This is a genomic window from Halorhabdus salina, assembly GCF_013839425.1.
Classification (GTDB): domain Archaea; phylum Halobacteriota; class Halobacteria; order Halobacteriales; family Haloarculaceae; genus Halorhabdus; species Halorhabdus salina.
This window is the reverse complement of sequence record NZ_JACDNP010000016.1, coordinates 1-11,011: the sequence shown is the minus strand read 5'-3', so window position 1 is coordinate 11,011 and position 11,011 is coordinate 1. Positions and strand designations below refer to the sequence as shown.

General features: G+C 56.5%; 12 protein-coding genes and 1 tRNA gene (1 of these 13 cut by a window edge). 12 read left to right on the top strand and 1 reads right to left on the bottom strand.

Translation table 11 applies throughout. The annotated features are described in order from the left end of the window. From HZR20_RS13815 to HZR20_RS13795, 5 genes are all read left to right on the top strand, one after another. Positions 1 to 13: transfer RNA gene (locus tag HZR20_RS13815), tRNA-Arg, on the top strand (it extends 72 nt beyond the left edge of the window). 194 nt (positions 14 to 207) lie between these two features. Further along, entirely contained in the window at positions 208 to 522 is a 315-nt protein-coding gene (locus tag HZR20_RS13810; protein ID WP_181687328.1) for a hypothetical protein, read from the top strand. After that, the gene (locus HZR20_RS13805; RefSeq protein ID WP_181687327.1) at positions 515 to 721 is read left to right on the top strand and encodes a hypothetical protein; all 207 of its coding nucleotides are present in this window, start codon (positions 515 to 517) and stop codon (positions 719 to 721) included. The genes HZR20_RS13810 and HZR20_RS13805 overlap by 8 nt, the downstream gene beginning before the upstream one ends. Then, the gene (locus HZR20_RS13800) at positions 718 to 873 is read left to right on the top strand and encodes a hypothetical protein (protein WP_181687326.1); all 156 of its coding nucleotides are present in this window, start codon (positions 718 to 720) and stop codon (positions 871 to 873) included. The genes HZR20_RS13805 and HZR20_RS13800 overlap by 4 nt, the downstream gene beginning before the upstream one ends. A 50-nt stretch (positions 874 to 923) precedes the next feature. Further along, entirely contained in the window at positions 924 to 2,756 is a 1,833-nt protein-coding gene (locus tag HZR20_RS13795) for a rolling circle replication-associated protein (RefSeq protein WP_181687325.1), read from the top strand. 162 nt (positions 2,757 to 2,918) lie between these two features. Here the strand turns inward: HZR20_RS13795 and HZR20_RS13790 are convergent, their stop codons facing one another. Further along, positions 2,919 to 3,635, bottom strand: a complete 717-nt coding sequence (locus HZR20_RS13790; RefSeq protein ID WP_181687324.1) for a hypothetical protein — start codon at positions 3,633 to 3,635, stop codon at positions 2,919 to 2,921. Between the two features lie 622 nt (positions 3,636 to 4,257). On the opposite strand from HZR20_RS13790, the gene HZR20_RS13785 reads away from it, so the two are divergent. From HZR20_RS13785 to HZR20_RS13755, 7 genes are read left to right on the top strand one after another with little or no spacing between them, the layout of a single operon-like run. Further along, positions 4,258 to 4,632 carry a hypothetical protein gene (locus HZR20_RS13785; RefSeq protein ID WP_181687323.1) on the top strand — a complete coding sequence of 125 codons (375 nt, stop codon included), beginning with the start codon at positions 4,258 to 4,260 and terminating at the stop codon, positions 4,630 to 4,632. A 3-nt stretch (positions 4,633 to 4,635) separates the two neighbouring features. Continuing rightward, positions 4,636 to 5,031 carry a hypothetical protein gene (locus HZR20_RS13780; RefSeq protein ID WP_181687322.1) on the top strand — a complete coding sequence of 132 codons (396 nt, stop codon included), beginning with the start codon at positions 4,636 to 4,638 and terminating at the stop codon, positions 5,029 to 5,031. A gap of 1 nt (position 5,032) precedes the next feature. Beyond that, positions 5,033 to 5,818 carry a hypothetical protein gene (locus HZR20_RS13775; RefSeq protein ID WP_181687321.1) on the top strand — a complete coding sequence of 262 codons (786 nt, stop codon included), beginning with the start codon at positions 5,033 to 5,035 and terminating at the stop codon, positions 5,816 to 5,818. Continuing rightward, a complete protein-coding gene (locus HZR20_RS13770) occupies positions 5,808 to 7,667 on the top strand; it encodes a twin-arginine translocation signal domain-containing protein (protein ID WP_181687320.1) in 1,860 nt (619 codons plus the stop codon). The genes HZR20_RS13775 and HZR20_RS13770 overlap by 11 nt, the downstream gene beginning before the upstream one ends. Positions 7,668 to 7,688: 21 nt before the next feature. Next, positions 7,689 to 8,279, top strand: coding sequence for a hypothetical protein (locus tag HZR20_RS13765; RefSeq protein WP_181687319.1), 591 nt, complete (start codon positions 7,689 to 7,691; stop codon positions 8,277 to 8,279). Next, positions 8,276 to 9,058 (top strand): hypothetical protein, encoded by a 783-nt coding sequence (locus HZR20_RS13760; protein WP_181687318.1) that lies wholly within the window; start codon positions 8,276 to 8,278, stop codon positions 9,056 to 9,058. Before HZR20_RS13765 ends, HZR20_RS13760 begins: the two co-directional genes overlap by 4 nt. Next, on the top strand, positions 9,051 to 10,037 hold the full coding sequence (locus HZR20_RS13755; RefSeq protein ID WP_181687317.1) for a hypothetical protein: 987 nt from the start codon (positions 9,051 to 9,053) through the stop codon (positions 10,035 to 10,037). The genes HZR20_RS13760 and HZR20_RS13755 overlap by 8 nt, the downstream gene beginning before the upstream one ends. Positions 10,038 to 11,011 lie beyond the last annotated feature (974 nt).

Here is an 11,011-nt window from a genome sequence, read left to right as displayed (position 1 = left end):
CCCACCGTGCCCGTGCAGAAACCTGCGGTTCTGAAGCTGAAACTAATACTTCTTTAGAACTCCTTACGGACACGGTTTCAACGGTCTCAGCAAAATCGAGAAAAACTCGCTTTTCGGAGTTCGTCAAGTTGCTTGACGGCCCCCGACGCTCTCGGGTGATTTTGCTAATCGACAGAGGTGATCGGGATGTCTAAATCTCGATCTCGCGTGCCTGCCGTCTCGACAACAGGCCTCGGATACCACTTCGCTCGCGACGAAGCTGGTGGACGGTACGACACGATCTACGTCCACCATCTCTGCGCGATTGTCGGTGGTGCTGATCCTCACGAGGTCTTTGCGGACTATACTGACGTTCATCATCTCGCCCTTTCCGAGTGGCTCGGTCTCGACGTAGACGTTCCGGCAGCTCCCCTCGAGGTCGGCGACGAGCTGATCCCGGCGATCGATACGCCGGAATCAGTCGAAGTGCAACCCCGTTGGGAACACCGCGAGCGGAACCTCGGAGGTGTCGCTGATGACTGATCGAACTCCGACCGAAGCTGAGGTTTACAGCTTCATGCAGGCCAATCCGATCATCCTGTCGCCGTCTATAATTGCTGAAAACATCGGTCGTTCTCGTGGTGCGGTCCAAAATGCTTTATCAACGCTTCGTGCTCGCGGCGAGGTGAACAAACTCGACCGCGGGAAGTACCGTGCTCGTCCGGGAGTGATCGACGAATGACGATCTACGTTCCGTTGTGCGTGGCGTGCCCGGAGATCGTCGACGTGCTGAATCAGGTCCGTGGTCCGTATCCGCTCCCGGAATCTGAGGGTGCTACCGACGTCCAGGTTCGGACTGCGATCGAGGCGATTGAGGACACCGAACGCGCCTAATGCCGGCACTCGCGGGTAGCTCCGCGAGTTGTAACAACCCCACCAGTCTGGTGGACCATCTCGCGGAACGCGGCCTGATGGCCTACGGCCAGCGTGACCCTGCCACGCTGACCGATCGCAACAGCGACCGCGTTCGAGTCCTGCGGTTTTTGGCCCAGCATCCAGAGGGTGTGCGCCAGTCGGCCCTATGCCACTGGGTGCTGAAAGGTCAGAATCCGAACAGTTACTACGGTTTCGAGGACTTGAGCGGCGACGCCTACGAACGACATGATGAGTGGTCCCGGAAAGCCTACACTGACGACGGCTGGACGGCCCTGGACGGCTCTGACGATGATTACCAGTTCCTGAACCGCTACGTCAACGACCTGCGTGAGAACACCGATCTCGTCCGTACAACGCCGCTGAACGACGGTGAAACCGGAGGCCGGCTTGTCGCGCCGTCACTTTCCCTTCTTGACTTGATTTCAGAAGGCACAAGTGATCCGGCCCAGGAAAACTCGGACCTCGTTTACGACAAAGAGTTTTGCCTCAAAATGCTTCAGACGCCCGCTGAAGCTGGTTTAGCTCTCACCGAGTCGCAAAAACAACACCTGGCTTCCTCGCTGCGTCGTTACATCCAACGGATTGACGACTACCGCCTGGCGTTCGACGTGCATCTAGCTGACCGCGCTGGCTACCAGAAGCGTCGGATGACCAAACCGTTCGCAACCCGCTTCAACGACCAGGGCCGCGTAGACAAGGCCTTCGCTATGCTGCAAGACTCCCTGGAATGGGGCTACGAACGTGCTGATACCGCCGTCTTTGCCACGCTGACCACTGACCCCAAGAAGTTCGATACCCTGCTCGACGCCATTGAGGAAATAAATGAGAACTTCCACTACCTGACCAACTGGCTCAAACGCTCCGAAAAGGACGGTAGACCTGGAGAAAAGCTGGAATACGTCAAAGTCCTTGAGTTTACATCGAAAGGCTACCCACACCTGCACGTCCTGTTTTTCGACCCGCCCCGTTGTGATGACGGAATGCCCTGGCTGTGCGACAAAAACGCCCTACGGGAACACTGGAACAACGACACTGAGAACCTGACCGGCCAGGGTAGGATAGTTGACCTGTACCCGCTCGTCTACCGCGACGACTTGGACGATCTCGACGGTGCTCGCTTCAACGCTGAATCTGGCTTCGTCTCGTGGTATCGCTACGGCGACCACGACCACTCCCAAGAGTGGATAGAAGACCGCGTTCGCTGGCACCAGGAGGACGGCCAAATCGACTTCGACGGCAAGGACGAAAACCCGATGCAGAAGACCGCTGGCAGCTATATTGGCAAATACGTCTCGCAAACATACGGGTTATTGCAAAATAATGAGTCACTGAACGATCCCGACTGGGACCCGCTCGATGCTGATGGCAAAAGCGCGTGGTGGAAACTCGCGCTGTATTGGGCCACAGAACGCCGATTCTGGACGCCCTCGCGTCGTATCCGGCAGGAAATAAAGCTCGATGCTGACCGTGCTGATATACGTCGCGGCGTCCGTGACGCCACCGAAACCTCGCTGCTCGTCCACGCTGAAGGTGCTGATGACGGCCATGCCCTGTATCCTGACTTCGACCGCGACCGCGCCCGGTCGTACCTCTCGCCGATCGTGCGCGACGCGGTGATCGAGGCCGACGTTTCGGCCCTCGAGGAACGCCAGGAACTCGGGTCATCGCTTGCCCGCGTCGAACACATCGGGACGTACCACTGGGAAGATATGCCGTCTGCACCGTCTCGACGGGTCCGCCACGACGTTGTTGAAGAAGAGGTGTTCGGTGACGATGGCGACGTGGCGTTGCATACAACTGGTGACCGTCCGCCACCTGTCGCCGATGCCTGGAGTAACTAACTGGTGCTTCAAGTCTCGACGTGCAAGTTCATCACCTCATCGAGGGATCGATAGTATCAACTCTTGACAGAAACAGCGTGCAAGATATAGAGGATCTATTTAGCACAAAGAATTGGTGGAGTTTGCTCTTCGAATTCTGATTTATGCGGCTGAGTTCAGATGCTATTGTAACATTATCTCCGGGAGGTTTCCGCTCTCCCACTTCAGATCGACCTCGGCTTCAAGTTTCTTTGAATTAGCTGAAGTTACTACAATCTTCCTCGTCCTCCAATCTATTTCATGGAACGTCTCTCGATCTATTGACGATTTAAATGAGACTTGCGGCTCAGTATTCATGCGATGAGAGGGTGTTTCTACACGGACCGGTTGAGAATAGATTCTGTCTTTCTCTTCCATTTCATCTTCAGGTAAGACTGTACCAAATCTTATCTTATTGTGGTCATGGGGACCAACAGACTCCCTAGCAGCCTTAAATAGACGAAACTGCGCATATTCTTCCTGGTTTATGTCAATACGGTTTGGAGAGTTTTGCTCATCCCACTCAGGAATGATTGATATGATGTATTTTTTAGAAATATCCACTTCTTCAGACTCATAGCCGCTTTCGGTCATGAACGGTTCTTCGATTGTTGTGTCGTGAATTCCTTCGAGGTTGACCCGAGGCTTGCAGTTGGTAGCCACAGATCGGCCAGTGTTTTGAATCTGAACGTCATATTCCGCAGTTTCAGCCCTTTCATCGTAAGGTGACGACCCCTTCTTGATGATGCCCTCTTTGAATTCTAACTCAGGGCGATTGATTCTTTGAACAACAATCGTACCAAGTGAGGTTGCAAGCAACCCCCCAATTGCGCCCGACAGTATTGAACTGAAAATACTCATGGCAAAAACTTGCAGGAGGCCTTCTATATAACCTTTCCACGGCCGAGTACATAACCGAATATGACACACAAACAACTAACGTCCACTAACCCGTCTACCCCCTGCTTCTCGAAAGATAAGTGACCGATACGCGCCTTGTATCTTGCATGCGCTACGAGAATTGTTCAATATGGAATAGATGTACTGTGAACTTCGAACTCGCAAGTCTACGGTTGATGAGCCACGAACCAGCGAGCGAGCGGGGCGACGGCGCTTGCGCCGGAGCCAGTACACCCAAGCCGCGCGCAGTGATTTCGGCCTGAGCCGAGGGAGCGGCGAGATGGAAATCCGCCGAGGGAGTGTGAGAGACCGAGCGACCTTTAGGAGCGAGAGCGCGAGCGGTGTCTCGATCCGACTGAGAGTGAAACGCGCGGAGCTCCAGATCGCCGAACGGGGACCGCGACCGAGGCGAAAGCGAAGCGTGGTCGAGATCGTGACGAGCACGGCGATCCAAGCGGAGCGATCGACGCCTCGTTGTTTGTGGCGCCGAGAGCGGAGCGCCCGGAGCGAGCGAGCGGTATGCAGTAGTGACGTGTAACGCTATTCTAGTTAAAACACTCTAGATATATTTCTCATATGCAGTATGGCAACCGAAGAAGCCGAACCCCCGGAAGGGTTCACGACTGTCGAACAGCCCGGAAACAACGACTCTGACGACTACGATACCGACTGGATTGATCGCCCGGAAGTCGGCGATCTCGTCCAGGGTAACTTGCTCGCGATCAAACCTGATCGCGGCGAATACGACTCGACGGTTCTGGAGATCAAACTAACCCAACCGTACGGCGATCACGACGAGGGCGACCTCGTCGCCATGTGGTCTACCCAGGGCATCGACGCCGCCCTCGACGAAGCTGGCTCGCCTCGCGGCGAGGAACTCGCTGTCTGGTGTGACGAGACCTACGACCTCGACGGCGACGAAGTGCGAAACTTCGAACTCGCGGTCAAGGAGGCCTAACGAATGGCACGGCACACCTTCGACTACTTCGATATGGTCTTTTTGGGCCTGTTCGTGTTTGGGTCCATCGGATCGTTCGGCTGGCTGACGTTCGATCTGTTCGGGATCGGACTACAGGACACCCTCTATACGTTCGCTGCTGACGGCTACACAACCCAGTTCACGATCGGGACGTTCCTGATGCTCGTCGCTGTCGTTGCCGTCCTGGTGACCAACGACCTGTCGTTGTCGTTCATGTCGGGCACGCAAATATGGATGGCAATCGCCGTTGGGTGGCTCGTCCTGTCGCCACCGTTCGTCCCCCTGATGAACGATCTTATCATCCAGAACTCGCTTGGCAGTATCGTCGCGTTCGTCATCCAGTCCACTGGCCTCACGCAATTGATCTTCGAGGGCTAACATGCTGAACAGCCTCCCCCGTCACGTGCGTGCTGGCGTCGGTATTACGTGCCTCGGCTTCGCTCTCGTCCTGGCGATCGGCATGATCGCCATGAGTGCATCCGCTGCATCCGTCGCAACCCAAAACGTCACTGTCGATGCTCCTGACGCACAGTCGGTCGAAGTGTCTCTTAACTTCTCCGCCTCAACTGATGCCACGGTCGAACTTCTCGAAGGCGAGTCGCTCCATGCGACTGAAACAGTGTCTGGGAACTCCTCGGCGAGTCCCGTGACTGTCACCCTCGATCCGGCGTCTGCTGATGCCGGTTCGACGCTCGATCTCGTTGTCGAGTCGCCCGATGCAGCAAACGTCTCGATCGCGTCTGTCTCGCTCGAAAAGACGTTGGATCTCACCATTGACGATCTCCAAAACGAGTCGGTGGTTGTCGATGCTGAGTTTGTTGGCGACGAAAACGCTACTGGCGAAATTGCCGTCGAGAACGCTACGGGCGTCACTGAGTTCACGGAGACGCTGAACTATACTGCTGATGAGTCTGGTACACTCCAATTCGTTGAGTACAACGAGTCTGCTGGGCTGACTGAGGGCGACTATACGGTATCCGTTTCGATCGCCCCGGCCTCCGAATACCAGTCGGTCTACGTCTCGACCACTGCCGGAGGTGCAGGCGGCGGCCTGCTCGGAACTGGCTTTACCGCCAGTGATGACCCGCTCGTCCTGGCTGCTGTCGGCGTTCTCGTACTCGGTGGCGCTGGCTTCGCCTATACGAGGTGGTACGATGAGTACTAACCCGCCCTCGATGAACCGCCGAACGTTCCTCAAAGCCGGCGCTGGCGCGGCCGCTGGCGGGGCCGTCCTCTCCGGATCGGAGGTCGGCCCCCTCGATCTCGATGGGATCAGTCCGACCGGCGAGGCAAATGCAATTGCGGGACTTACTGCGGTAGTTATCGGTGGCGCGGCTATCACCTGGTCCACTGGCGCTCTGGTTAGTGCGATGTCGTCTGACGACCCGCCAGACGGCCTCGGGCCTGAGACACTCAAAACGCAATCCTATCAAGCGATCAAAAAGCGCAAGAGTGTCAACCAGTCCACGTTCGTCGATAACCAGAACATCATCAAGTACATTCCCGAAGCGGCATTCAGCGAGGCGAAATTAGCGGCCTTAGATGAGATTAAAAACGGTGCTACCAAGGACGCGACGATCAATGCAGGCAAGAAGGCCGTTAACGACCATTTCGCAACTGTTGAGAAAAACCTTCTCAAGAGTTGGAATGAGTCGGTTCGAGAATGGATGGGTATCGCCACGTCGATCCAGAACCACCAGGATACTGGCATCAATAGCGTTACTCAGCCACCGAACACTTCCAAGAGTACTAATACAGATTATTATTCCTTCAAGGGTTGGTCGTGGTCCGAATCTGAGGAAGACGTTACTCTCTCGAATACTGAGACATTCACGCTTGAGAGAATGTATGCCTCGGTATCGTTTGGTGGTGGCGGTGGCGCCGTCTGGTGGACTCCGTTGGGAAGTAGTGCAGCTCGAATCTCTCAAACTTCCCAATCTGGCACTGTTTATCCAGAAATGGAATGGACGTACAATGAGACGATCAAGGTGTTGCCCCACTCTGACTGGAATGCCGTTTGGTCGTCCATCCAAACCACCCGCCAGGATGTCATCGACAACGTGACGCTGTGGGTCGATAACACCTACGACAAGATCCAAACCGGCGAATTGAGTCCGGACGAGTACCTGAGCGCGGCGGACATGAGCAACATGGTTGCCCAGGATGCCGACCGCGCCCAGGCGATCGGCGATCTCGTAGCGATGAACGTGCCCGGCGATTATGACCAGGAGGCCACGGTCCAACTGCTCGATGACGACATCACGGTCAAAGGGTATCTCGCGACGACGGACACGACCAACGTCTCCTCGCTCTCCGCCGGCACGGAGATCGACCCGGCCGCCACTGACCAGGATGGCAACCCGCTTTATGAGACGTGGTATCTGGCGTTCCGGCCCGGCACATACATCGAAGAGTGGACGGCCTGGGACTCGTCTTACGGGATCCAGGGCGGCGAGATCCGATTTACCGAGGACCCGACGATGCAGAATGGCTTCGATCTCGGAGAGAGCTACGGCTACGCCATCGAAACCACTGCGGGTGAGACGGCCAACGTACTCGCCAAAGAATTCTCCGAGGAAACCGACGATAGCGGCAACACGTACTGGGCTGTTGACCTGTCCGGCCAACTTGAAACCCTCATCACCGACGTTGACCGCGTTCGTCGTGTCTACGAGGGTGGCAACCCTCAGACCTACCAGACGATGATCGTCCAACAGCCGTTCAAGGTCACGGAGATCGAAGGCGAGTCGTCGTCGGTCACGATCCAGCAGAATCGTGAGCCACAGACCGATGACAACTACATGAGCGACGAGGAGTGGCAAAAGATCATTGACCAACAGGAGGAGCTAATCAAACGCTACGAGGACGCGAAGAACTCCGGTCTTGCGTTGCCCGGTATTCCTGGCCTTCCGTCGATACCGACGCTCCCTGGCCTCGGGGTCGTTGAGTCTGCTATTGCTGTGGTTGTCGGCATACCGGTCCTTGGTGCGATCCTGAACGCCGCGACCAACTAACCAACCCCGTTCCCCCCATTTATGATCCACAAAAACACACCCCGACAGTACCGCCTGCTAACTGCCGCCCTGGTCGTCGTCGTCCTGCTCGTCCTGGCTGGCCCGGTCACTGCGGCCCCTGACTCGCCTGGCAACTCGACTGAAACGGCCACCCCCAACGCAACCCAGGTCACGGACCAGTTGGGCGATCTCGTGATACACGACTACTGGTATTCTGACGGCCAGGTCGTCCTCGATGTCACCTGGCGCGGCTCGACGCCGACCACGGCCACCGTCTCCGAACGGGCGAGTCTCGATTCGTCGGGTACTGCGACGATCGGCTTTACCCAGGTCCGACTGCTCCCTGGCGACCGGACTGAGATTGCTGTGGATGCTACCAAGGAGAAAGGTGTAGCTGCCGTTGGCCTCACCACACCCCAGTCAGTTGATAATGGTAATGGTAAGCTCGTCCAAGTCGGGTCCCCGGATACCTCGATCTTCGACCGGCCTGCCACCTGGGCCACCGCCCAGGTGTCCGGTGCTGCTGGCTTCTCTGGTGGCTTCATAGCCTTCGTTCTCGTGTCGTGGTTCAAACTTCGCGGTGGTCGCAAAGGAGTTGAGAAAGTCGCATGACGCCCGATACTGATACCTCTGAGTCCCGCCCGCACTGGCTTGAACTCGTCGTAGCCTACCGGCTGTTCATCGGTGTGTTCCTCTCGATCGGCCTGCTCGGTGCGATCGGCTACGTCTGGCTCAATGGCTTCCCGAAAATCGTCATCGGCCAAAACGCGAAGGTAGCTGCCTTTGCGTTGTTCCTCTCGGTCCCGACAGGCGCGCTTATCGCTCGCCCGATCGTCTCTTGGCTGTACTCCACAACTGACCGCTGGCTGGTCGTGCTTGGCCTTAGCGACAATGCTGGCATCTGGAGACTCCCGCCTGCTGACTGGTCGGATCTCGAAGTGACCAAAGGGCAGCTCCATCAGTTCGAAGTCACCAAAGAACCGATGTACTGCGCTGTTGAGTTCGACCGCGACGAACTCGAAGCTACTGGAACCTGGCGAGGGACGCTATCTGACCGCGACCTGCTCCGCGCGCTGTCCAAGGTTGACGAGTGCCGCGGACAGTTGGAAGATGACGCGAAGCGAGGCTTTGCGATCGAAACCCAGGCGTTCACGATCGTCCGGTCGGCCACTCGCGAGGCTGTCCGATCGGTCATCGACACCTTCGAGGACGGCACCCTGCCCGATCACGGCGACGGCCTCGACGCCGCGATCTCCGAAGCGATCGAACAGTACGATCTCGAAACAGAGATCGAATCGAATCTCGATGATGATGCTGATGCCAGGGATGTCGCCGAGCAGGTCGGCGACGATCTCCCCGACGACTTCCAGGAGGCTCCTGCCGATGAGTGAGGTGGACGAGAACCTGCTGACCCTGGCGAAACTCCGCGAGGTCGTCCAGGGCAACATCGAACGCGACCACCGGATGCACCCGCATACTGGTATCGTTACCGATGAGGCTGACCGCTCGGTCCTGTCGTTCTGCGAAAGCCTCGATCTCGAAAACTCGTTTGCGGAGACTCGTCTCGGTGAAACCGTTCTCTCGAAAATCGAGACTGATGCTGGAACTCGTGCTGTTCAGGACGAACTCGCTGGTGTCGCGTCGCACCTGGTCGGAATCACCGAGCAGGATCTCGACGGCTCTTCGATCTCGCTGGTGGTGTCGTTGCTTGACCAGCTGCAAAACGGCGGCGCACCCTCCTGGGTGTCGATCGCCGGCAACCCCAACACCGGGAAAACCAACTCGGCGTTCAAGCTGATCGAACTGGCTGATCGCGCGGGCGGCCTCGTCGAGGACGTCCCCGACGATCTCCTCGTCGTCACGAATGCGGCCTCGTGGTCTCGGGCCGATCACGTCGTCACGTCGATGCACGATCTGATGGTGACGCTGCTCGAACATCGTGAGCAACCGAAGGCTGTTGTGATCGACGAGGCGTCGACGCACTTCGACGCTCGAACGAACAACTACGAGATTGCCTCGCAGTGGACGCCCGCAGCGAAACGCTTCGCCAAGATCGGTGTCTGGACGACTGCCGTGATCGCCCACACCGGGAAGGATCTCCACCCCGAGGCCAAGCGATTGACGACGCTCGCGCTGTGGAAGACAGCCAAAGAGAAAGCCGAGTTCTATGATTCCTGGCCTGCTGAATCGGACGAGCCGGCTGATCCGCTGTTCGCTGGTGAGGTGCAACCGATCGAGGCTGCACAGTCGGAGTACGATCCCGATGACGCCGCGCCGTGGTCGTGGGATCTCCGTGCTGAGTTGTTCTCGAACGTGACCGACTGGTGCGGTCTTCTCAATCTCCTCCAGGAGCGAGGTCCTGCTGAATAGTGTGATCTCGTTCTCTATACTAATCCTACTTTTGTAGCCGCATAACCGACGACAATAATAATCGACAGAACTCCCAATCTGAAATATAGTTTTTTCACTTTCGTCTCTCGTTTTTCGTCGTATTTACCTTCCTTTCGTGGTTGACCGAGCGTTTTGTCCGATATACTCGCCATCGGGTAGAGGACGAAAAGCCCCATGACCATTCCGATGATCAGTTCTGGACTTGTCTCGATCACCGTTGTTATTGTTTCGATCATAGTGATCGGATTCTTATATGTCGCCGTTTCTTTGGCAACCCCCGAACGACGACAAATCTTACATGAGCGTTAGAATAATAGGGTTTTCCCCGGGTCTAACCTGGGTCTAACCCCCCGGGGGGTCGCTTCAAAGTCCATGCGCGCCTGCGCGTGTGTCCTCGCTGTTTAGAATGCACCCAAATTTCCGGGAAACAATGACAAGAAACAGATAATTTGCCAATGCTTAGATCGAGTATTGGTCGCTAATTTCTGTTTCTCGATCATGTCTCCTTCCTCTTGGATGTCAGTCGATTTTGAGGGTTGCCCGATGGCCTCGATCTCGAAATAAGCCTAATTATGCTGGAATCTGTCCCACCCGACCACCCACCCAGTCGGGTCGAAGTATCGAGTCGGCGATCTACCAATTTTACACAGATGGTCGAGGCCGACGGCCTCCTCAATGGGGGTCGTCGGCCTCGTCGAGATCACTACGCTTCCCCCACCCACCTCCTGCGGTCCCATCCATTAGCTGTGTGCAACGATTGACTGAGAGAGAGCAGCAGAAACCGATTGAGAGGAAAACCGCCGAAGGCGGGCCAACTCGATTAAGTTCGGCAAGCTCTCTCGAAGGATTCCTCTATTCGATTATTCGGCACTAATTTCTCTGAGAACTTCGGCCAGGTAGCCAAAGCCGGACATGATTACTATTGCAAATCCTCCGATCATTGCCATTCCACC